Genomic DNA, 22,997 nt, shown 5'->3' with positions numbered 1-22,997 from the left:
ATTAAATTATTTTATACGGAGGAAAAGTGAAGAGAAAAGGTATAGTTGGTATAGTGATAGTTCTTTGTATCATACTTGGAATTATATTTATATCGGGGAAGATGGATGATTTTGGGAGTTCAAAAGATAAGATAACAGAATCTGAAATATATCAAGTTGAGAATGATGAGGTAGCACTTGTATATAATTACTCTTTACAAAAAGCCAAAGCAATTTATAAAGACGGAGTGGTATATATACCTTTAAATTGGACGGGATCAATACTTAATGATAAGTTTTATTATAATGAAGGAGAAAAGCTTCTTTCATATACATTGCCGACAGAGATAGTATATGCAAATTTTGAGAATACAGATAATAACGGCAAGCCCCTTTTGCTTGAAGAGGGTGGGAAAGTCTATATTTCTATAGAAACGATAAAGGCATATACTGATATATGGGTGGATAGTTTTATTGAAGGTGATATCAAAAAAGTATATATAAATAACAGATATGGCAAATATGAAGAAGCCGAAGTGAAGTCAAAGTCGGTACTTAGAGCGGATGCAAGCAAAAGATCCGCAAGTATAGAAAATGTCGAGTTAAATAAGGATGATACCGTAATTATAGTGGAACAAAATGACAATTGGTATAGGGTTCTTACAAGGAACGGTTCATTAGGATATGTAAAAAAGAATCGCTTGAAAAACTTTAAAGAAATGGAGAGAGTCAGCGGTTTTACAAAGCCTCAGTATACATCCATATCTATGGATGAGAAGGTGGTGCTCGGGTGGCATCAGGTCACAACAGTTGCGGCAAATGCCAATTTAGCGGATGTGGTTAATAATACAAACGGAATGAATGTAATATCACCCACATGGTTTAAACTATCCGATAATAAGGGGAATTATACTTCCATAGCAGCAAAGGACTATGTGGATGCCGCACATAAAAAGGGCTTGCAGGTATGGCCGCTTATTGATAATTTCAGTAAGGATATAAGTACATTAAAGATTTTATCATCTTTTGAAAACAGGAAAAACCTTATTAAAAACTTGATGAATGATGCCAAGGCATATGGATTTGACGGTATAAATATAGACTTTGAGTCATTGACTCAGGATAATGCACCGCATTTTATTCAATTTATAAGAGAACTTTCGGTTTCCTGCAGAAATAATGGACTGGTATTGAGTGTGGATGTGCCTATTCCGGCATCCTACAATATGTACTATGAAAGAGCTAAACTGGCTGAGGTTGTGGATTATGTGATAAATATGGGCTATGACGAACATTACAGCGGATCTGACGAGGGCAGCAGTGCATCTATAGATTTTGTAAAGAATTCTATTACAGACAGTTTGGCTGAAGTGCCTAAGGAAAAGCTTATAAATGCAGTACCTACATATACAAGAGTTTGGACTAGGGAGAATTCAAAATTAAGTTCAAGCGCACTTGGAATCAATGGTGCAACTAAATGGGTTAAGGAGAACAATGTAAACTTAACCTGGGATGATGAAGTAGGTCAGTATGTGGGACATACTACTATAGGAAATGCCACCAAATATATATGGATGGAAGATGAGCGTTCCATGACTCTGAAAATGGAGGCTGTTAAGGAAGCTGATTTGGCGGGAGTGGCAGTCTGGAAACTTGGACTTGAGCCGAAAGAAATCTGGGATATAATATCATTTAAATAATAATGGATATTTATTAAAATATGTAGTATCATAATATGGATATGCAAAAATCAGTCATATATAATGGCTGTTTTTTTGCGTCATTTTTATAATGAAAGGGTAATACAATGAAAAAGTTTAATGGGAGTCCAGCTTTTTTAGGACTCACAATGTCAATATTGTTTTCATTTAATGCCTATGCAGGCGTAGAAGGATGGAAACTGGAGAATAATAACTGGAAATATTATAAGGAAAATAAGACCTTAAAAGCATGGCAACAGATAAATAATAACTGGTATTTTTTTAATGAGGACGGAAGCTTAAAAACAGGTTGGCTTCAGGATGCTTCCAATAACTGGTATTTCTTAGACAGCAGTAAAAACGGCAATGAGGGTGTGCTTTTATCAGGTTGGCAGTGGATTGACGGATATTGTTATTATTTTGAAGGAAGTAATAAGGATACCTTTGGCAAAATGCGTGCAAATACAGTGATAGACGGATATAAGATTGACTTTACCGGCAGATGGATAAATGAAAACGGGACACAGCATTATGAAAACGGAAAAGGAATAAGTACATCAGGCGGCATAACCAATGCAGCTAAAAAAGCAGGCGGTAAAGGCAGCAATTCAGGTAGCGTAGGCAAAAGCTCAAGCGGAGAATCAAGTAGAGGAGGAAGCTCGGGCAGAGGAAGCTCCGGTGGTGGCATAAGCAGAGGCGGGAGCTCGGGAAGAGGAGGAAGTTCCGGCAGTGGTTCAAGTAGGAGTGGAGGCTCGGGTAGTGGTTCAAGCAGAGGTGGAAGTTCCGGCAGCGGTTCAAGCAGGAGTGAAAGCTTGGGTGGCGATTCAAGCAGAGAGGAAAACTCAAATATAGGAAATATCCACGAGATAAATAAAGATAAAAAGATAGAAAGTCAGGTCGGAAATGCCGCACAGAATTCAGGTTCAAATATAACAGAAAGTTTGAATGGAAATATCCGTACCGAAAATTCAAGGACTACAGATAATAAAATTTCTGACAGCAATAAGCAACTGCCAAATAACAGCCAAAAAAGATTTGATAATACCGTCAATAAAAACCTGAATGGAGAAGATAATACCTCCAACAAATCCGCACCAAGGGAGATTGGTAATAATACTTCTGATGATAAAGCGGAAAACAATTCAAATAATGCTCACAATCAAAACGGCAATACTTCAGGGCAAAGTAATACCGGCACTACCCCAAATCAAAGCAGCACGGAATCAAATAATTCTGCAAATGAAAATAATACCGGAAATAATTCGGGGCAAAATAATACCGGCACTACCCCAAATCAAAGCAGTACGGAATCAGATAATTCAGCAAACGAAAATAACAACGGCAATACTTCAAATCAAAGTAATGCAGGCAACACGCCAAATCAAAGCGGCACGGAATCAGATAATTCCGCAAACGAAAATAATACCGGCAATAATTCAGGACAAAATAATGCAGGAGAGGAAAATCCGGGTGCAAATAATGAGGGCAACACCCCTCCTTCCACAGAGGAAAATAACAATACAGTTCAGCCACCTGTATCAGGTAATACAGAAAATCCTACACAACCTGATACACAGGAGCAGCCAAATAAGAATGAGGAGAGTGCCGAGGATAAGGCTCAGAGGATAAATGATTCTTTGATTACACCGGAGAATGACAATGTTGTACAGTATACCAATGAAGATGGAGAAATCAGAACCATAATATGGGCAAAGGGTATAAACGGACCGGTTATGGGAGAAGGCGGAGATTTTCATAAGGAGATAACACAGGGCGGTTCAGACACCTATGTAAGCTATAAAGCCCCGTTTTCAAGCGGAGACGGGTGGTATGATGTTAACAAAACAAGAAGCGGGGGAAATATTGATATAGATAAGAATCTTTGCTTCGCTGCGGTAGCATCAAATATGCTGCATTGGTGGTTTGATCAAAATATTGAAAATGTTGACAATTATATAGTAAAAAACGGAGATATCATACACGCCAACAGACAACTATCAGATTTAAAGGCTTCTTTTGAAAGTCAGGAAGAGAGTAAAATATTTGAACTTTATAAAGTTTTGTACGGCTATAATGAGAGAGGTTTTTACACCGATCTTTTAGTGGATTTATTTATAAACGGATATACACCTAAACTTAGCGGTGCTACCAATATAGAAAGGGATGATTTGGTTCCTGATAATAATGGCGGATTTTTCTATGATGTATTTAAGGAGAAAAAACTTACAGACCGTACTTATGGAGGGCGCTATGAATCTTTAAGTGAGGATCTTAAGCTTGAACTTGGAAGAGGCGGTTTGGTCGGTTTATCTCATAAGGTATTTTCAAGAAATAATCATATAGTAACCTTATGGGGTGCCGAGTATGATTTAAACGGAAAGTTAAAAGCCGTATATGTCAGTGACTCGGATGATCAGGATGAAAGCAATGTTGGAATGAAACGCTATGAGGTTCGCAATATGGGCGGAATAGCAAAGGTATCCACAAATATTACCGACAAGTCGGCGGGTGCCGCTGTAGGATATCTTCATATCCTCTACCTTGGAACAAATCAATGGAATGATTATTTCAGATAAAAATAAAGGTCTGAATCTTACACAAGAAATCTTGTGATATGGATTCAGACCTTTTATTATACAAAATTATATTATCCTCTTTATATTATTTGCCAGTATCTCATCCAGTTCGGGAGAAAAGTTTCCATTTGAAACCAAGGCGTCAATATCTCTAAAATCGGACAACTTAAAAAATCCTCCTGCCTCTTCCTTGGTATTATCACAAAGAAGCACAGTTTTATTTGCATTTTCTATCATGCTCTTTTTTACAAGCCCCTGAGAGTCGTCACCCTCAAATATTCCCTTGGTGTTGATAGCTTTGCATGAAATAATGGCAAGTTCCGCATTAAAATTTTTGATAAAACTTGAAGCAAATTCTCCAACAATGGAAAGACTCTTATGCTTTAACACTCCGGGGCAGAGGAAACATTTTAAATCCTGCGCATTTGAGAGTTCATTTGCTATATTTATACCATTGGTAATAATAGTGATATTATGCCTTAGCTTAAGAAGCGGTGCCAGCTGGCAAACAGTGGATGATGAGTCCAAAAATATCACCATGCCGTCCTTTAAAAGCTGGGCTGCCTTGCCGGCGATAAGCTGCTTTTTATCAAGGTTTTCAATCCTTCTCATACCGATAGGGCTTTCATTGGCAGACTTCACTATCACGGAGACATAGCCATGAGATCTTTTTACTATTCCCTCCTCTTCAAGTGCAATCAAATCCCGCCTTACAGTAGAGCGTGAAGCAAAAATTCTTTGGCATAGGCTGTCTATGGTTGATATCCCATTGCACTTATTTAAAACATCCAATATCTGCTGTTTTCTTCCATTCGAATCCATAAATAATCCTCTTACTTTTATTATACAGTTGCCCTCTTTAAGCAACAGTTTAGGGGCAAGCTGTCACAGGGTTGAACAAAAAAATTCACACATGAACATTATATCATAAAATAAAAAAAAGTATTCAAGAATATATTCATATATATATTTTTATTATTAAATATGTTATATTGTATTCACTGAAAAACATTTTCGGTAATATTTTAGATATATGAAAATTAAAAACAAAAACAAGTGAAATAATCAAAAATACTGATAATTTTTCATATAAAATGTAGCGATTGCTAAAAGGGTTTGTGAATAAATTTTCAGCATAAATAAATTGAAAAAGGTTTGTGTTTTGACAGGGGGTAAGAGATATGTCTGAAAGATTATCGATTTTATTATTGAAAGTTGGTGAAGTATGAACAAGGTATTGGCTTTCGATATGGGAGCAACTTCCATCAGAGGTATTGTCGGATATATTGAGGGAGGGAAGCTTATAACAGAGGAAGTTATGAGAATGTCCCACAGTATAAAAGAAAAAGACGGCAGACTGTACTGGGATTTTAAAGCTATTTTGGAAAAAATAGTAAGCACAATCATAGAAAACAAAGATGTTTCATGTATAGGTATTGATACATGGGGAGTTGATTTCGGAGTGATTGATGCAAAAGGAGAACTTATAGATACTCCGTTTTCCTATAGAGATGAAAAGTATTCTATAGGAAGAGAAGAAGCTAAGGAAAAGATAAGTGAGCTTGAGATATTTAAAAACAGCGGAAATCAGATAATGACTATAAATACAATATTTCAGCTTCTTACATTAAAGAAACTTAATCCTGATATATATGAAAAGGCGGATAAGATGCTTATGATGCCCGATCTGATTTTTTATATGCTTACAGGAAAGAAGATAGGTGAAGAAACTATCTGGTCTACAACAGGACTCTATGATATGGGGCAGAGAAAGGTTTCAGATACTATATTTGAAAAGCTTGAACTTAAAAAGAGTCTGGTTCCGGAGATTGTAAAGGCAACAGAAATATCAGGAAATACAAAGGATTCAAAAATAGAGGAACTTAGAGCTTTATCAATAGATGTGATACCTGTATGTACACATGATACTGCAAGTGCACTTTTAATGACCGACAGTTTCCTTGATGAGGACAGTATGTTTTTAAGCTGCGGTACATGGTCACTGATAGGAAGTGTAGTAGATAAATGTATCATAAATGAAGAAGCGTATGAGAACAGTCTTACCAATGAGTTGGGATTTGACTCAAAGCCTATGTTCTTTAAGAATATCACAGGACTTTATCTTTTGGAAAAATATAAAGCACAGCTTGAAAGTAAACTTGGCAGAAAGATACCATTTGATGAAATCAGTGATTATGTAAACAAATTGAATAAAAAGCTTTCACTCATAGATATGGATGCTGAAGTTTTTGCAAAAGAAAGTATTGATGTAAAGAGTGAAATTGATAACTTTATAAAAAATCAGGGCGGCGATACTCCCGAAGATGATTTTGACTACTTTGCCGTTATTTATGAGAGCATGGTAGCAAAATATATGGAAGTAAAAGCCGATATTGAAAAGATTTTAAATAAGAGTTTTAAGAAAATCCATATCATCGGGGGCGGTGCCAAGTCAAGCGTACTTACATCTATGATCGCAGATAAAATGGGGGTAGAGGTAAAGGCGGGACCTTATGAGAGTTCAGCCCTTGGAAATATACTTCTTTCATTACTACATTTGAAGGAAGTAAGTGATTTAAAAACAGGTATTGAATTGATCTTAGGATCATGTGAGATAAAAAGAATAGATTCAAAATAAGGAGGGAAATATGAATCATCCAAAGATAGGAATCAGACCTACAATCGACGGCAGATGGGGCGGCGTTAGAGAGTCCCTTGAAGAACAGACAATGAACATGGCAAAAAGAGCGGCTAAGCTTATAGAAGATAACCTCAGATATCCTGACGGAGAAAAGGTAGAGGTAGTAATATCTCCAACAACCATCGGAGGAGGTGCCGAGGCTGCTGTTTGTGAAGAGTTCTTTGCAAATCAGAATGTAATAGGAACTCTTACAGTTACACCATGCTGGTGCTACGGAACAGAGACAATGGATTTGAACCCTAATACAATCAAGGCTGTATGGGGATTTAACGGAACAGAAAGACCGGGTGCGGTTTATCTTGCGGCAGTTATGGCTGCATATGCACAGAGGGGACTTCCGGCATTCTCAATCTATGGAACGGAAGTTCAGGATAAGGACGATACAACTATAACAGCAGATGTGGCAAAGAAGATTTTAGACTTTGCAAGAGCGGCTGTGGCTGTAGGTGTAATGAAGAATAAATCATATGTAAATATCGGTGCGGTATCCATGGGTATTGCAGGCAGTGTTGTAAATGTAGATTTCTTACAGAAGTATCTCGGAATGAGAACCGAGTGGGTAGATATGACAGAGGTTCTTAGAAGAATTACACTTGGTATCTACGACCATGAAGAGTTTGAAAGAGCTCTTGCATGGGTAAAGGAATACTGCAAAGAAGGTATGGACATCAATGCAGGTAAGGACTTCCCTGAGATAATCAAGAAGTCAAGATATATTGAAGATGACAAGCAGTGGGAATTCTGCGTAAAGCATGCAATGGTAGTAAGAGATATCTTAGAAGGAAATCCGAAGCTTGCAAAGATGGGTTGGCATGAGGAATCACTTGGAAGAAACGGTATCTCAGGCGGATTCCAGGGACAGAGAATGTGGACAGACTGGCTTCCTAATGCAGACTTTACAGAGGCTATTATGGCTTCAGGATTTGACTGGAACGGTAAGAAGATGCCTACTCCATTTGCAACAGAGAATGATACATTAAACGGTGTTGCCATGATGTTCGGATGGCTTTCTACAGGAAAGGCTCCAATCTTCTCAGATGTTAGAACATACTGGTCACCGGATGCTGTAAAGAGAGTAAGCGGTAAGGAACTTAGCGGATATGCTAAGAACGGTATTATCCACCTTATCAACTCAGGTGCAAGCTGTCTTGATGCAAGTGCTGCCGCTAAGGATGAGAACGGTAAAGGAACCATGAAGGAATGGTGGAATCTTACTGATGAAGATATCAAGGCTTGCTGCGAAGCTACAGACTGGTGTAGAGCCGATTATGAGTATTTTAGAGGTGGCGGTTTCTCATCACATTTTAAGACATCAGCAGAGATGCCTGTAACAATGATTAGAGTAAATATTGTTGAGGGTGTAGGACCTACACTTCAGGTAATAGAAGGACATACCTGTGTACTTGATGAAGATGTACATAGAATACTTGACGAGAGAACAAGCAAGACTTGGCCAACAACATGGTTTGCCCCAAAAATCGGCGTAGGTGCGGTAGATTCGGTATACAATGTTATGGCAAAATGGGGTGCAAACCATGGTGCAACAGTAGAGGGACATGTAGGAGACAGACTTCTTACATTGGCTTCAATGCTTAGAATACCTGTAGCATTCCACAATGTAGAGGAAGAGAGAATATTCAGACCACATTCATTTAACGGATTTGGTACAGCTGATTTAGAGGGACAGGACTACAGAGCATGTGCTTACTATGGTCCGCTTTATAAATAAAAATCAAATACAGGAGGGCAGTAAATGCCCTCTTTATAGTAAAGGGGAAAGATTATGTTGATGGAGAAGGAAAGACTGCTTTTAATAGAGTACGGAAAGAAATTGGTACAAGCAGGTCTTACCAAGGGTACAGGCGGTAACTTAAGTATATTTGACAGAAAAAACGGACATGTTGCAATCACTCCTTCAGGAATAGATTTCTTTGAAATACAGCCTGAGGATATTGTTATCATAGATGTGGACGGTAATGTGATAGAAGGAAACAGAGTTCCTTCATCAGAGTGGGCAATGCATGTAATGCCATACAAGTATAGAGATGATATCGATGCTGTGATTCATGCTCATACAATGTATGCAACAGTTATGGCATGTTTAAGACAGGAACTTCCTGCAACTCATTATATGATTGCCGTAGCAGGTGAGAATGTAAGAGTGGCTGAGTATGCTACATACGGAAGCCCTGAACTTGCAAAAAATGCTTTTGAAGCTATGAAAGACAGAAAAGCGGTTATATTGGCAAATCATGGAATACTTGCAGGTGCCAATGATCTTCTTAACGCTTTTAATATTATAGAAGAAATAGAGTACTGCGCTGAGGTTTATACCAAGGCAAAGGCTATCGGTGAGCCGGTAATACTGCCTCATGAGGAAATGACTTTAATGGCGGAGAAGTTTAAGACATATGGTCAGAGGGTTAGTGTTAAAGATAAATAGGAGGGAGATTTTATGTCAGCATTACTTACAATGAAAAATATAAAGAAATCTTTCTCCGGAGTTGTTGCACTTAAAAATGCGGAACTTGAACTTAATAAGGGTGAGGTAGTGGCACTGATGGGTGAAAACGGTGCCGGAAAATCCACTCTTATGAAGATTTTAACCGGTATATATTCTAAGGATGAGGGTACTGTAACCTTTGAAGGAAAAGAGGTTGAGTATAAGTCGGTATCGGAATCCGAGGAGGCAGGCATTGCAATTGTTCATCAGGAGCTTAATATGATGAATGATTTGACAGTGGCACAGAATCTTTTCATCGGAAAAGAAAGAAAAAAAGGCTTCTTGATTGATGATGCTAAGATGGTAGAAGATGCCAAAGAATTATTTGAGAGATTAAATGTAGATATAAATCCTAATGTAAAGATAGGAAACCTTACTGTAGGAAAGCAGCAGATGGTCGAGATTGCAAAGGCTATTTCAACAAATGCGAAAGTCATAGTATTTGACGAGCCTACAGCAGCTCTTACAGACTCTGAGATTGAAGAACTTTTCAAAGTTATAAATGATTTAAGAGATAAGGGTACCGGAATAATTTATATCTCACACAGAATGGATGAAATCAATGTTATCTCCGACAAGGTTATTGTCATGAGAGACGGAGAGTATGTCGGCACTTTGGTTACAAAGGAATGTACCAAGGATGATATCATAAAGATGATGGTTGGAAGAACTGTATTTATGGAGCCGAAGACCAAATCCGATGTCGGTGCCGATGCGGAAGTTGTTCTTAAATGTGAAAATCTAAACAGGGGCAAGCATGTAAAGGATGTTTCCTTTGAACTTAGAAAAGGTGAAATACTTGGATTTTCAGGACTTATGGGTGCGGGCAGAACGGAGGTTGCAAGACTTATATTCGGTGCGGATCCTATGGATTCAGGTAAGATATTTATTCATGGCAAGGAAGTAAGTATAAAGTCTACAAAGGATGCTGTTAATGCAGGTATCGGATATTTGTCAGAGGACAGAAAAAGATTCGGACTTCTTGTAGATAAATCCGTAGAGGAAAATACTTGTATATCTTCACTTGAAAAGTTCACAAAGGGGCTCTTCATTGACGGTGCAAAGTCAAAAACTGTCAGTGAAAAGTATGTTAAAGAATTGAAGACCAAAACACCCGGTGTTTCACAGATTATAAAGAAACTTTCAGGTGGTAATCAGCAGAAGGTGGTTATTGCCAAGTGGCTGGTAAAAGATTCTGAAATACTGATATTTGATGAACCTACAAGAGGTATTGACGTAGGTGCAAAGAGCGAAATATATGATTTAATGGAAAGATTGGTCAAAGAGGGAAAATCAATAATAATGATTTCTTCAGAATTGCCGGAAGTACTAAGAATGAGTGACAGAGTCGTAGTAATGTGTGAGGGCAGAATAACAGGATGTCTTGACATATCTGAGGCTAGTCAGGAGGGAATTATGACATGTGCGACTAATAGACAGGGGGGAAAATGAACCTAAAAAAGCTTTTTTCAAATCAGCAGGCGGTAGTTATAGCTGCACTGGTAGTAATATGTATAGTGTTTTCACTGTTAACGGATAAGTTTTTACAGGCTACAACATTTACTAATATTTCAAAATCAGCATATTATGTAGCTTTTATGGCGATAGGAGTAACCTTTGTTATTTCCACAGGCGGTATCGACCTGTCAATAGGTACAGTTGCAATATGTGCCGCACTTATAGGCGGAACCTTTATGGAAAAAGGAACCCCGATGTTTATTGTTATATTGATAATGCTCTTGGTTGGTGCTGTATTTGGACTTATAAACGGTATTTTGGTATCACATTTTGAGTTGCCGGCGTTTATAGCCACACTTGGAACCATGATGGTTTCAAGAGGACTCGGTTCAATCGTATCAAAGACAAAGACTATCTCATTCCCACAGGGTGACAGTGCAGGTGCATGGTTTAGAGAAATATTCATGGTTACAAAGGATGGCGGTATCCTTCCAAAGAATTTCCCGACAGGGTTTATTCTTTTAGCAATATGTGCTATTGTAATGGCAGTAGTTCTTAATAAGACAAGACTTGGAAGATATATACTTTCAATAGGCTCAAACAAGGAAGCTACAAGACTTTCAGGTATTGATGTAAAAAAATATGAAACAATGGCTTATGTATTCTCAGGTGTTTTCGCAGCACTTGCAGGACTTGCATATGTAGCGGTATTCTCAACAGCACAGCCGAATACAGGTAACGGATTTGAGCTTGATGCTATTGCGGGAGTAGTTATCGGAGGTACATCACTTTCAGGTGGTGTAGGATCAATAGTTGGAACAATTATTGGTGTATTTATAATGACAGTACTTAAGATCGGTTTCCCATATATCGGAGTACAGTCACATTATCAGCTCTTTATCACAGGAATCATATTAGTATTCGCTGTGTATATGGATATCTTAAATAGAAAAAGAAAGGGATAAGGAGAAAATTATGAAAAAAAGAATGTTAGCAGTTGCAGTGGCAGGTTTGATGGCAATGTCACTTGTTGCATGCGGCGGAGGATCAAGCAGCGGTTCAAGTGAGGCTGAAAAGACAACAGCGGCACAGGCAGACAGCTCAAAGGCGGAGGAGACAAAGGCAGAGGCAAGCGCAGACGGAAAGAAGATTAACGTTATCGCTAAGGGATTCCAGCATCAGTTCTGGAAGGCTGTAGAGAAGGGTGCAATGCAGGCAGGTACAGATTTAGGTGTTGAGGTATCATTCCAGGGACCTGATAATGAGTCGGCAATCGCACAGCAGATCGAGTATTTGGATGCAGCTATTGCACAGAAGCCAACAGCTATTTGTTTTGCAGCACTTGACACACAGGCAAGTTTAGGTTCAATCCAGACAGCAATGGATGCAGGCATCCCGATAATCGGATTTGACTCAGGTGTTCCGGATGCACCGGCAGGAGCTATCAAGGCTAATGCATCTACAAACAACCTTGTAGCAGGACAGTTAGCAGCTAAAGAGACATATGAGCTTATCAAAGATAAGATTGAAGGTGCTTCAGGTACAGTTAGAATCGGTGTTGTTGCTCAGGAGTCAAACTCACAGTCAATCGTTGAGAGAACAAAGGGCTTCGTTGAGGAGATGACAAAGCTTGTTGGAGAAGACAAAGTTTCAGTTGAAGGACATGACAGCTTAAAGAAGGAGAAGGCAGGAGCACCTGTTGTTATCGATGTAGGTATACCTGCAGAAGTTAAGGATGCAGACGGTGCAGCTGTTGCATCAGCTATCTTAGAGAAGTCAGACCTTATCGCAATCTACGGTTCAAACGAGTTTGCAGCAAATGCTATCATCACAGCTAATGAAGGTCTTGATAAGATCGGTGAGGGTAAGGTTGTTGCAGTAGGATTTGACGCAGGTAAGAAGCAGCTTCAGGCAATCAAAGACGGTTTATTTGCAGGTAGCGTAACACAGGATCCTGTTCAAATCGGTTATAAGGCAGTTGAGCTTGCAGTAAAGGCAGCAAACGGCGAGAGCGTATCAGATGTTGATACAGGTGCATTATGGTATACAAAGGACAATATGGAAGATCCTAAGATCGCTCCATGTTTATACGAATAAGAGGCGGTTATGCTAAAAGGTATACCTGAAATAATTTCACCCGAACTTTTGAAATACCTTTGTGAAATGGGCCATTCAGACAGACTTGTCATTGCAGACGGCAATTTCCCCACACATAGTGTGGGGAAGAATGCCCATATCATAAGAATGGACGGTCATGGTGTATGTGAGATATTGGATGCCGTATTAAAGGTTTTTCCACTTGATACATATGATGAACATCCTGTTAAAATCATGGAAAAGGTACCGGGAGATACTGTAGAAACACCTATTTGGGATGAGTTTAAAGAAATAGTATCAAAATATGATGCCAGAAAAGATGTAATAGGCAGTATCGAAAGATTTAAATTTTACGAGGAAGCAAGAAGTACATACTTAATCATTGCTACATCAGAAAAAGCACTCTATGGTAATATAATGTTGCAAAAGGGTGTTGTATAGTATCAGTCAACATAGTAGCGGATAATAGGGGGATTCATTATGGCTAACAGAATTATATTAAATGAAATATCTTATCATGGAAAAGGTGCTATTTTAAGTGTTACAGAGGAAGCAAAGCTTAGAGGTTTCAAAAAGGCTTTTGTTTGTTCCGATCCTGATTTGGTTAAATTCAATGTAACAAAAAAGGTTACCGATTTACTTGATAAAGAGGGACTTGAGTATGAAATTTATTCTGATATAAAGGCAAATCCGACAATTGAAAATGTTCAAAGCGGAGTAGAGGCTTTTAAAAAATCAGGAGCAGACTATATAATTGCTATCGGTGGAGGTTCATCGATGGATACTTCTAAGGCTATCGGTATAATCATTGCAAACCCTGAGTTTGAAGATGTTAGAAGTCTTGAAGGACTTTCACCGACAAAGAATCCAAGCGTTCCGATATTTGCAGTACCTACTACAGCAGGTACAGCGGCAGAGGTTACAATCAATTATGTTATTACAGATGTAGAGAAGAAAAGAAAATTTGTATGTGTAGATCCACATGATATTCCTGTAGTAGCATTCGTAGATCCTGATATGATGTCAAGTATGCCAAAGGGACTTACAGCATCAACAGGTATGGATGCACTTACACATGCTATCGAAGGATATACTACAAAGGGTGCAAATGTAATTACAGATATGTTTAACTTAAAGGCTATTGAGCTTATAGCTAAGTCACTTCGCGGTGCAGTAGAGAACACAGCTGAGGGAAGAGAAGGTATGGCTGTCGGTCAGTATCTTACAGGAATGGGATTCTCCAACTGTGGACTTGGAATAGTTCACTCAATGGCACATGGACTCGGTGCATTATATGATACACCTCATGGTGTAGCAAATGCTATTATTCTTCCTACAGTTATGGAGTATAATGCGGATGCAGTTGGCGAAAAGCTCAGAGATGTAGCTAAAGCTATGGGAGTGGAAGGCACAGAGAAGATGAGCGAAGCGGAGTATAAAAAAGCTGCTGTGGATGCGGTGAAGAAGCTTTCTGAGGATGTAGGCATTCCAAAGGATTTGAAAGATATAGTAAAACCTGAGGATGTAGATTTCTTATCACAATCAGCTATGGATGATGCTTGCAGACCGGGTAATCCAAGAGATCCTAAATTTGAGGAGATTAAGGAATTATTCCTTAGTTTGATGTAAAATTTTTACCTTTTATAATATTTTAAAGCAAGGGGCGTATACTGACCTGAGGGAGAGTATATGTCCTTTTTTGGTTTTACTTATTATAATGTTATATTTACATTTATATGCCTATATAGTACAGTGTACTATAGAAAAGAGATATGTACTTAAATGAAAAATGGAGGCTATATGGAAAACTTTAATAAAAGATGCCCATACTGCGGAAAGATCATGGAAAGGGGAGAAATCCCCAGAGGTAAAGGACGTTCATCTCATGATATTAAGTGGATTCCTGAACGCAAAAAAGGTAAATGGTATGAGAATTTATTATATCCTTTTGCCGATGAATATGAAGATAAGGTAATAGAATTAACCAGTAAGTATTATCCCACAATATGGGATGAGAAGAAGTGCATAGCCTATCTTTGCAGAGAGTGCAAAACAATAATAATCGATATTTAAAAGTAAGAAGCTTTGCAGTATATATTCTATCATAAAAGATATATTAAAGATAAAGTTCATTATACAAGGACTTTTCCCTGTAGAGTAAAAAGGATATTTTAGTAAGGGAGGATTTATGGAAAAAGCAAAAGTAAAATGCCCATACTGCGGGAAGACTATGAGTGAGGGTATAATAGAAGGTGCAAGGTATTCACTTTGGTGGCGGGATACAGACAGTAAAAGAGGTTTTTTAAAATCGCTTTTAAACTTGGATAAAAAGAATGTAAGACTAAGCTATCCTTTTTATGGTAAATATTGCATCGCTTATTTATGCAGGGGTTGTGAAAAGGTAGTAATAGATATTGCGGAAAATAATAGAGATATTAGAAGAGATTATGGCAGTGACATACAAATTGATTGACATTTTGTATGTCACTTTTTCTTTTAAAACTTGGATATAGATTTGCTAAAGAAAGATTCAGTATAGAATCCGTACCGGCATTTTGAAAATACTAAAATAAAAATATCACATAGTACCTTGCATTATAAAGTACTATGTGGTATCATCTTTATAAATCATATGTAGTATTATCATGCAGTATGCTTTTATATATAAAATTATTAAAAAGTAAAGCATGAATCATTTGATGTTTTGTTTAGAATTGGAGTTTAGCTATATTTCCATAAATATAGTCATAAAAATATAATAAAGTAAAAATAATATAGTATTAAATATCAAATTGAAAGGTAGTATAATACATGTACAATTTATTATTTAACAGTTCTGTCAGATAAGCATCATAAATAATATATAGAATGGAGAAATATATGAAGATAGGGAGAATAGTGATAGCTGTAATAGTTGTTGCGGCAGTGGCTTTTACAGTATATAGATTTGTCGGTTCAAAGAAGGTGGAGGTAGTAACAGATACCAGACCGGGTGTTATGACGGTGGAGCCTGAAAGAAGGAATATAGTAATATATACGGAGCAGATAGGAACAATCGCCCCTACTCAAAGCGTATCGGTATTTCCTAAGGTAGGAGGTGAGGCGCTTTCGGTTAATTTTAATGTGGGTGATAATGTAAATGCCGGAGATGTTTTGGCAACAATAAATTCCGATGCACTTACAGCACTGAAAATTCAGATGGATGCGGCAAAGGTCACTATGAATGATACCGCTACAGCACTTTCAAGAACTCAGGCACTGGCAGATACCGGAGCTGTTGCCACACAGGTACTTGAACAGGCAAGATCTGCCGCAACATCCGCAGCATTAAACTACGAGGCTGCCAAGTCACAATATGATTTACAGTCTTCATATACAAGTATTAAAGCGCCTATTTCAGGAGTGGTGGAGACCAAAGGTGTGGAGGTACATGATATGATCGCTCAGAGTACAGCTATAGCGACTATATCAGGCAATAGCGGAATGGAGGTAAAGTTCGGAGCAACGGTGGATGTTCAAAATCATCTAAAAGCAGGTGATCAGATAAAAGTTTTACATAACGGTACCGAATACAATGGCAATATAACCGAAATATCAAATGCACTCTCAAGCTCAACAGGACTTTATGATGTAAAGGCAAGCCTTGAGGGAGAAGCATTACAGAGCGGAATGAAAGTAAAGCTTACACTTTTAAAGAACAAGGCTGATAATGTGTTGACTCTCCCCATCTCGGCAGTGATGTATTCGGGAAATGATGCATATATATATTTATACAGGGAAGGCAAGGCTGTAAAGAAAAATGTAAATGTGGGAATTTATGACAGTGATTATATAGAGATAAAGGATGGAATTAACACTTCCGATAAAGTAATATCCACATGGAGCAATGAACTCTATGACGGAGCGGAGGTACTGCTCTCTCAAAATGAGGGGGTAGAAAGCAGTGCAGATGAGACTGTAGGCAATGCAGAAACAGAAAGTGCAGGAAATAAGTAGGAGGATTTATGATTGGATTAACAAGGTTTTCATTAAAAAGACCGGTAACTCTTATTCTTGCAGTAATAACGGTTTTGTTTTTTGGATTGCGCTCTGTTATGAATGCACCGATGGAGCTTAATCCGGAGATGAGTTTGCCGATGATGGTTGTATCCACTATATATCCGGGAGCATCTCCGGCAGATATAGATGAACTTGTATCAAAGAAAATAGAGTCCGAGGTTTCAACACTGACGGGAATAAAAACCGTAAGTGTAAGTTCCATGGAAAATGCCTCTACCATGCTTTTACAATATGAGTTCGGAACAAATATGGATAAGGCGTACATTAACCTCAAAAAGGCATTGGATTCTGTAAAATCAAGCCTGCCAAAGGATGCCGAGGAGCCGAATATTATAGAGATAGATATGAATGCTCAAAGTGATATACAGCTAAGCATTGCCGGAGGTACAGACGGCAATTTGCAGGACTATGTGAACACAAATATTGTTCCTGAATTTAAGAAAATGTCTTCGGTTGGAAGTGTTTCCATATCAGGAGGGCAGTCAAGTTATATAAGAATTGAGTTGATACCCGAAAAGCTTGCGCAGTATAATTTAGCCATGTCGGATATCGGAAATATAATAAGCAGTGCGGATTTTTCCACACCTGTAGGCAAGGTTGACTATGGAAGGCAATCACTAAGTGTAAGTATAGGTGCCGACTATAAGGATATCAACAGATTAAAAAATATTGTAATACCGCTAAAAACAGGAGATGTAATACATTTATCGGATGTGGCAAATGTATATGATGCTTTGGAGGAGAAAAACTCGTTGAGCCGTTATAATGGTGAAGAGGTGGTTTCAGTGGCTATTACAAAGCAGCAGTCATCCACTTCGGTTGAAGTATCAAAGCAGGTTAGCAAGGTTATAGAGGAGCTGAAGGCAAATAACAAGGATTTGACCATTACTACGATATTTGACAGCTCAAAATATATCAAGGAGTCAATCAGTGATGTATTTAAGACACTTATAATGGCGGTAATACTCTCAATGATAGTTTTGTTTATATTTTTTGGAGATATCAAGGCTTCGCTGATAGTCGGAAGTTCAATACCGATATCCGTTATGGTAGCTCTTACACTTATGCGTGCGGCAGGCTTTTCACTAAATCTTATATCCATGGGCTCGTTGGTACTTGGAATTGGTATGATTGTGGATGCGTCCATAGTCGTACTTGAAAGCTGCTTCAGATCAAAAAGTGATAAAAACTTTTTTGATGCCGCCGTGGAAGGTACAGGTATTGTGATAAATTCAATAACAGGTTCTATAATAACCACCTGTGTAGTATTCCTTCCTCTTGCAATGCTTAAAGGTCTTTCAGGACAGCTCTTTTCACAGCTTGGCTACACCATAGTATTTTGTATGGTTTCATCATTATTCTCCGCAATAATGATAGTTCCACTTCTATATCTCTTTTTTCATCCTGTGGAAAAGACTGATATATTGGCAAACAGAGTGCTTTTAAAAGTACAGGATGGCTATAGAAATACGGTAAAAAAGATAATACCGAAAAAAATCACTGTAGTCGGAATATCGGTAATACTTCTTGTAATATCCTTTATACTTGCCGGAAATGTCGGAATTGTGCTGATGCCCGAATCGGATGACGGTCAGATAGCAATAAGTGTTTCCATAGCTCCGGGACTTAATATCGAGGATGTGGATAGAATTGCAAAGCAGATAGAAGATTTTGTGGCGGCGGATCCGGATGTGGAAAATTATCAGATGACCTTTGGAAATTCTGAAATGTTTTCAGAAAAAACTGGTATTTCAATAACTGCATATTTGAAAAAGAAACGCAGCAGAAAAACCAAAAATGTAATACAGGAGTGGCAGCCTGTGCTGACCAAAATCCCTGATACTTCAATATCCGTAAAGAATCAGTCTAACAGTTCAAGCGGAGTATCAAACCGTGCTGTGGAAATCAATCTTCAAAGTACCGATTATAATCTGGTAAGAAAGACCGCAAATGAAATAGCAGATAAAATGCATTCATTAAATTATTTATTAAATGTACATTCAAGTGCGGAAAATGCGGCACCGATTGTTAAGATAAATGTTGATCCTGTACAGGCTGAGGCGATAGGAATGACTCCGGGAAGTGTTGCAGGTATTGTATATCAAAATCTTACAGATACGGAGGTAATGAAATATTCCTCAGGAGATTCTACGATTACCGTAAAAATGAATTATCCCGATGAAAGCTATGACACCATTAATGAAATAGAAAATATTTTGATAACAGGTGTTACAGGAACTAAAACTCCGCTTTCAGATCTTGCCACAGTGTCATTTGAAGACAGTGCGGTTACGATTACAAGATCGGATAAAAAATATCAGGTTTCCATCACAGCGGATAAGGTGGCAGGATATAAGGGAGATGCCAATAGTGAGGCTGATGCCTTTGTGGACAGTGTGGGGCTTCCAAACGGAGTGGAAAGAGCTACCAATGCCTATAATGATATGATGAGTGATGAGATGACCTCATTACTTAATGCATTACTTACAGCAATATTTTTAATATTTATTGTAATGGCAATGCAGTTTGAATCACCTAGATTTTCACTGATGGTAATGTTTACAATACCGTTTTCATTGATAGGAGCATTCGGACTCCTTTGGATATTTGATGTACCGATAAGCATGATGTCAATGATAGGTTTTTTGATGATGGTGGGTACCGTTGTAAATAACGGTATTTTATATGTGGATACGGTAAATCAGTATAAGGTGGAGATGCCTCTTGATGATGCCCTTGTGGAGGCGGGAGCGACAAGAATAAGACCTATACTTTTGACCACCCTTACAACAATTATATCTATGCTTCCGATGGCTCTCGGATATGGAACGGATATGCTCCAGGGACTTGCACTTGTAAATGTAGGAGGTTTGATAGCTTCAACGCTTCTTGCACTGCTGCTTTTGCCCACTCTTTATAAAATGCTTGATAAGGCAGGTAAAAAGCTTACAGGAAATCATTTAGAAGCGGGACTCGATATTGATTGAAAGATAAATGCAATTAAATAATTAAAGTCAGTATGTTGACCGGGGAGGCTTACCTTAACCGTATGGAAAGCTTGAGCAAATAGAAATATAAATTGAATATAAAAGTAAGGTTTGAATAATAAAATTATTGTAAAATTAAATATAAAGATGTATTTAACAAAACTGTTATAGATTTATTATATTATGAAAGAGGTGAATATGAATAAAAAAGGCGGAAAAATAATAGCCCTTGCACTTTCAGGCAGTATGCTTATGACTACAACCGTATTTGCAAGGACTCCAAGATTTAACAGAAGTAATGAGGAATGGGCGACGCTGGAGGACAATAATTTAGACTTTGATGAGATAGAAAATCTGATAGCCGAATACAATGCTACAGTCAGATCAAATGAAGTGGCTTTGGCAAAGTTTAAAAGAGATTATGGAAGGACTAATACAGATGTTTCAAATCATTACAGAGAAAATGCCGAAGAGATTTTAAATAATCTGGATGATCCCGATCCGAGCGATCCTACATATGTTGCAAGATTATCAAGTGTTGCAACAGCCAGAGCTACGGCGCAAAGTCTTTTATCAACTGCAGATTCCACTTTGGAAGATGCCGATATAATAAGACTTGGGTATGAGCAGGCGGAAAAGACCTTAGCACAGACCGCTATGACAAATATGATTTCGTATAAATCAGGGCTTATAGCTATAGAGGTGGCAAAGGGAAATGCAGAACTTGCAAAGACTGAACTTGATGTTGCAAATGCAAAACTTGGAGCGGGAACAGGTACCAATATAGAAGCACTTACGGCTAAAGAAAAATTATTGAATGCGGAAAATGCGATAAATAAGACGGTATCTGACAATAGCACAGTATTAAAAAAATTACAGGTAATGACCGGATGGGGATATAATGACTCTCCAAATGTCGGAGAGATCAAAGCTCCCGATATAAACAGGGTATTTAACCCTTCAGAGGATTTGGCAAAGGCATTGGAGAATAATTATACTTTAAGAATCAATGAGAAAAAGCTTGCAAATGCAAGTACTGATTCGGACAGACAAAGCCTTAAGCTTACTATTGAAGACAATAAAAAAAATATAGGAAGTGCATTGGCGGTGGCAGCTCAGAATATCGCTTCCGCAAAGGAAGGCTATAATTATGCAGATACGTTTGCAAAACTTGAGGAATCAAACCTCAATATAGCAAATCAGAAATATTCAGTTGGAATGATTAGTAAAAGTGATTTGGATATGCAGAGAGTAAAAACCGAGAATGCAAAAAGAGCACTGGAGCAGAGCAGATATGCACTTAATCAGGCAATAGTAAACTATGACTGGATAGTAAAGGGATTGGCGGCATTATAAGTCCAGCTAATAAATGTCAATAGTTAAATGAGATAAAATTTATTTTGTTTTCTGACTAAAAAAGGGCGGACTTTCCCCTTGGTGAAAATATCGTTTTTTGAAAGATATTGATTCATTGGGGTCATAGTATTTTATGCAGCTATGTCGCATTTAGCAGCATTGTATTGTTTGATATGCTCCTGAGGAGCAATGATTTTAAATGGTTTGTTGTCTCTGAGTATTGCAAATATCATGTTGCATACTTTATGTGAAACAGCCCCCATTGCTACGAGCTTTGGTTTTGAGTCACATTTCTTGAGGTAGTATTCACGAAGAACTGGATTTTTAGCTTCTCCATTACGGAAGATACTGATGCTTTGTAAGGTTAACATGTGAATAACACGTCTAGCTATGGCAGAACCACGCTTAGACATTTGAACCTTGGTACCTTCAAATTTTCCGGATTGTTTTACTGCCGGATCAAGACCGAAATAAGCGAAAAGTTGTTTTGGTTTTGAAAATGCTGAAAAGTCACCAATTTCACCCATGATGGATACAGCAGACAAGAAACCAGCACCTTTGAATGTTTCAATCAAATGAATCTGCTTGACAAAGTCAGCATCTTCATTAGCATCAACAAGCTCGTGGAGTGATTCAAGAATGCTGTTGATTTCTTCATCATATTTACGTATGAAGCTGATATAAAGGCGAATACGCTTGATGTTGCTGTCTATAATGTATCCAAACTGATTTGCATCAGTTGCCGCCTGAATTATGGCATTATACTTATTTTGAGCATATGTAAGCCCAAATCGAGCTGTTGATTTGATGATATCAATAATCTCTTGCTTGTCTGCTTCAAGAAAAGCTGATGGAGATGTATAAGTTTCCAACAATGTAAGAGAAGTGTTGATAGTAACCTTGGAAAAGATGCCAAGATACTGAGGAAACGCCATGCGTAATTCACCTTGAAGTTTATTCACATAGGCACTGCGATTATCCATTAAATCGTAGTATTCACGGCACAGATTACGGCAGTTTAGAGCAAGGTCTGATGGCATAAGTGAAACCTTTAAATCAGATTTCAAGCCAACTAAAGCAGCTTTTTTAGAATCAAAACGATCATTATGTACTTTTCGTATGTTGATGTTTGTGCTATTCTTAGTGATGATAGGATTAATAACCGAGCAGTTAAAACCCTTATCACGAAGATAGCAGAAGAGTGGGTAATGATAAATTCCCGTGGATTCGAGGAAAATGCGACTTTCCAAAGAATACAACTCTTCTGCTTCTTTTATTTTAGAAACAGCGGTTGTAAGGGAATCAATACTGTTATGTAGGATTTTGTAAGGTTTTCCTACGAATTGTTGGTTTGGAAGTGCTATAGACATCCAAGAGAAGTCAGCACCGACATCAATACCAACAGAGATGAATAGTTCATCAAGATTAAAAATAACTTTGTTTGACATGAGCAATAGCCCCTTTCTGATAGGAATCCATTTCCAATCCGGCAGGTACACAACCTAGCGTGTTATTCGGGTATGGCCTTCAGGTTCCCAACCAGCTAAAACATAAAACCCTGTCGAATGGACTAATTGACTT

At 38.0% G+C, this 22,997-nt stretch carries 17 protein-coding genes; 15 read left to right on the top strand and 2 right to left on the bottom strand.

Annotated features, from left to right (window positions below; genetic code table 11):
* Positions 1–26 precede the first annotated feature (26 nt).
* Both J4O15_RS16255 and J4O15_RS01735 read left to right on the top strand, forming a co-directional pair.
* Entirely contained in the window at positions 27–1,679 is a 1,653-nt protein-coding gene (locus tag J4O15_RS16255; protein ID WP_208099453.1) for a glycosyl hydrolase family 18 protein, read from the top strand.
* A gap of 149 nt (positions 1,680–1,828) precedes the next feature.
* Positions 1,829–4,255, top strand: a complete 2,427-nt coding sequence (locus J4O15_RS01735) for an IdeS/Mac family cysteine endopeptidase (protein WP_243761923.1) — start codon at positions 1,829–1,831, stop codon at positions 4,253–4,255.
* A 66-nt stretch (positions 4,256–4,321) separates the two neighbouring features.
* Here J4O15_RS01735 and J4O15_RS01730 read toward each other — a convergent pair whose 3' ends face one another.
* A complete protein-coding gene (locus J4O15_RS01730; protein ID WP_208099451.1) occupies positions 4,322–5,077 on the bottom strand; it encodes a DeoR/GlpR family DNA-binding transcription regulator in 756 nt (251 codons plus the stop codon).
* A gap of 403 nt (positions 5,078–5,480) precedes the next feature.
* On the opposite strand from J4O15_RS01730, the gene J4O15_RS01725 reads away from it, so the two are divergent.
* The 13 genes from J4O15_RS01725 (at position 5,481) to J4O15_RS01665 (ending at position 21,416) form a co-directional block, all read left to right on the top strand.
* The gene (locus J4O15_RS01725) at positions 5,481–6,893 is read left to right on the top strand and encodes a rhamnulokinase (RefSeq protein ID WP_208099450.1); all 1,413 of its coding nucleotides are present in this window, start codon (positions 5,481–5,483) and stop codon (positions 6,891–6,893) included.
* A 10-nt stretch (positions 6,894–6,903) separates the two neighbouring features.
* Positions 6,904–8,685, top strand: coding sequence for an L-fucose isomerase (locus J4O15_RS01720; protein ID WP_208099449.1), 1,782 nt, complete (start codon positions 6,904–6,906; stop codon positions 8,683–8,685).
* A 54-nt stretch (positions 8,686–8,739) separates the two neighbouring features.
* Positions 8,740–9,399, top strand: a complete 660-nt coding sequence (locus J4O15_RS01715; protein WP_208099448.1) for an L-fuculose-phosphate aldolase — start codon at positions 8,740–8,742, stop codon at positions 9,397–9,399.
* A 12-nt stretch (positions 9,400–9,411) separates the two neighbouring features.
* Positions 9,412–10,911 carry a sugar ABC transporter ATP-binding protein gene (locus tag J4O15_RS01710; RefSeq protein ID WP_009219856.1) on the top strand — a complete coding sequence of 500 codons (1,500 nt, stop codon included), beginning with the start codon at positions 9,412–9,414 and terminating at the stop codon, positions 10,909–10,911.
* Complete coding sequence (locus J4O15_RS01705) at positions 10,908–11,882, top strand: ABC transporter permease (protein WP_009219855.1); 975 nt, start codon at positions 10,908–10,910, stop codon at positions 11,880–11,882. Before J4O15_RS01710 ends, J4O15_RS01705 begins: the two co-directional genes overlap by 4 nt.
* 10 nt (positions 11,883–11,892) lie before the next feature.
* Complete coding sequence (locus J4O15_RS01700) at positions 11,893–13,014, top strand: ABC transporter substrate-binding protein (protein WP_208099447.1); 1,122 nt, start codon at positions 11,893–11,895, stop codon at positions 13,012–13,014.
* Positions 13,015–13,023: 9 nt separating this feature from the next.
* Positions 13,024–13,455 carry an RbsD/FucU family protein gene (locus J4O15_RS01695; protein ID WP_208099446.1) on the top strand — a complete coding sequence of 144 codons (432 nt, stop codon included), beginning with the start codon at positions 13,024–13,026 and terminating at the stop codon, positions 13,453–13,455.
* A gap of 39 nt (positions 13,456–13,494) precedes the next feature.
* A complete protein-coding gene (gene fucO / locus J4O15_RS01690) occupies positions 13,495–14,643 on the top strand; it encodes a lactaldehyde reductase (RefSeq protein WP_208099445.1) in 1,149 nt (382 codons plus the stop codon).
* A gap of 171 nt (positions 14,644–14,814) precedes the next feature.
* Positions 14,815–15,087: a PF20097 family protein gene (locus J4O15_RS01685; RefSeq protein ID WP_009219851.1), complete on the top strand. Its 273-nt coding sequence runs from the start codon at positions 14,815–14,817 to the stop codon at positions 15,085–15,087.
* 115 nt (positions 15,088–15,202) lie between these two features.
* A complete protein-coding gene (locus tag J4O15_RS01680) occupies positions 15,203–15,487 on the top strand; it encodes a PF20097 family protein (protein WP_208099444.1) in 285 nt (94 codons plus the stop codon).
* Positions 15,488–15,894: 407 nt separating this feature from the next.
* Entirely contained in the window at positions 15,895–17,010 is a 1,116-nt protein-coding gene (locus tag J4O15_RS01675) for an efflux RND transporter periplasmic adaptor subunit (protein ID WP_208099443.1), read from the top strand.
* Positions 17,011–17,018: 8 nt separating this feature from the next.
* Positions 17,019–20,060, top strand: a complete 3,042-nt coding sequence (locus tag J4O15_RS01670) for an efflux RND transporter permease subunit (protein WP_208099442.1) — start codon at positions 17,019–17,021, stop codon at positions 20,058–20,060.
* A 198-nt stretch (positions 20,061–20,258) separates the two neighbouring features.
* Positions 20,259–21,416 carry a TolC family protein gene (locus tag J4O15_RS01665; RefSeq protein ID WP_208099441.1) on the top strand — a complete coding sequence of 386 codons (1,158 nt, stop codon included), beginning with the start codon at positions 20,259–20,261 and terminating at the stop codon, positions 21,414–21,416.
* 131 nt (positions 21,417–21,547) lie between these two features.
* Here the strand turns inward: J4O15_RS01665 and J4O15_RS01660 are convergent, their stop codons facing one another.
* Positions 21,548–22,864, bottom strand: coding sequence for an IS110 family transposase (locus J4O15_RS01660; protein ID WP_208099440.1), 1,317 nt, complete (start codon positions 22,862–22,864; stop codon positions 21,548–21,550).
* Positions 22,865–22,997: the final 133 nt, after the last annotated feature.

This window comes from Lachnoanaerobaculum sp. Marseille-Q4761, from assembly GCF_017565785.1.
Lineage (GTDB): Bacteria > Bacillota > Clostridia > Lachnospirales > Lachnospiraceae > Lachnoanaerobaculum.
Note: the sequence above shows the minus strand (reverse complement) of the source record. Positions and strands in the feature narration are given on the sequence as shown.

What these genes read in the sequence shown, in the direction of transcription:
- J4O15_RS01735 (WP_243761923.1), top strand. Translation starts at nt 1,829, where the DNA reads ATGTCAATATTGTTTTCATTTAATGCCTATGCAGGCGTAGAAGGATGG.
- J4O15_RS01715 (WP_208099448.1), top strand. Translation starts at nt 8,740, where the DNA reads ATGTTGATGGAGAAGGAAAGACTGCTTTTAATAGAGTACGGAAAGAAA.
- J4O15_RS01720 (WP_208099449.1), top strand. Translation starts at nt 6,904, where the DNA reads ATGAATCATCCAAAGATAGGAATCAGACCTACAATCGACGGCAGATGG.
- J4O15_RS01680 (WP_208099444.1), top strand. Translation starts at nt 15,203, where the DNA reads ATGGAAAAAGCAAAAGTAAAATGCCCATACTGCGGGAAGACTATGAGT.
- J4O15_RS01705 (WP_009219855.1), top strand. Translation starts at nt 10,908, where the DNA reads ATGAACCTAAAAAAGCTTTTTTCAAATCAGCAGGCGGTAGTTATAGCT.
- fucO (WP_208099445.1), top strand. Translation starts at nt 13,495, where the DNA reads ATGGCTAACAGAATTATATTAAATGAAATATCTTATCATGGAAAAGGT.
- J4O15_RS01670 (WP_208099442.1), top strand. Translation starts at nt 17,019, where the DNA reads ATGATTGGATTAACAAGGTTTTCATTAAAAAGACCGGTAACTCTTATT.
- J4O15_RS01660 (WP_208099440.1), bottom strand. Translation starts at nt 22,864, where the DNA reads ATGTCAAACAAAGTTATTTTTAATCTTGATGAACTATTCATCTCTGTT.
- J4O15_RS01710 (WP_009219856.1), top strand. Translation starts at nt 9,412, where the DNA reads ATGTCAGCATTACTTACAATGAAAAATATAAAGAAATCTTTCTCCGGA.
- J4O15_RS01730 (WP_208099451.1), bottom strand. Translation starts at nt 5,077, where the DNA reads ATGGATTCGAATGGAAGAAAACAGCAGATATTGGATGTTTTAAATAAG.
- J4O15_RS01695 (WP_208099446.1), top strand. Translation starts at nt 13,024, where the DNA reads ATGCTAAAAGGTATACCTGAAATAATTTCACCCGAACTTTTGAAATAC.
- J4O15_RS01725 (WP_208099450.1), top strand. Translation starts at nt 5,481, where the DNA reads ATGAACAAGGTATTGGCTTTCGATATGGGAGCAACTTCCATCAGAGGT.
- J4O15_RS01675 (WP_208099443.1), top strand. Translation starts at nt 15,895, where the DNA reads ATGAAGATAGGGAGAATAGTGATAGCTGTAATAGTTGTTGCGGCAGTG.
- J4O15_RS01700 (WP_208099447.1), top strand. Translation starts at nt 11,893, where the DNA reads ATGAAAAAAAGAATGTTAGCAGTTGCAGTGGCAGGTTTGATGGCAATG.
- J4O15_RS01665 (WP_208099441.1), top strand. Translation starts at nt 20,259, where the DNA reads ATGAATAAAAAAGGCGGAAAAATAATAGCCCTTGCACTTTCAGGCAGT.
- J4O15_RS01685 (WP_009219851.1), top strand. Translation starts at nt 14,815, where the DNA reads ATGGAAAACTTTAATAAAAGATGCCCATACTGCGGAAAGATCATGGAA.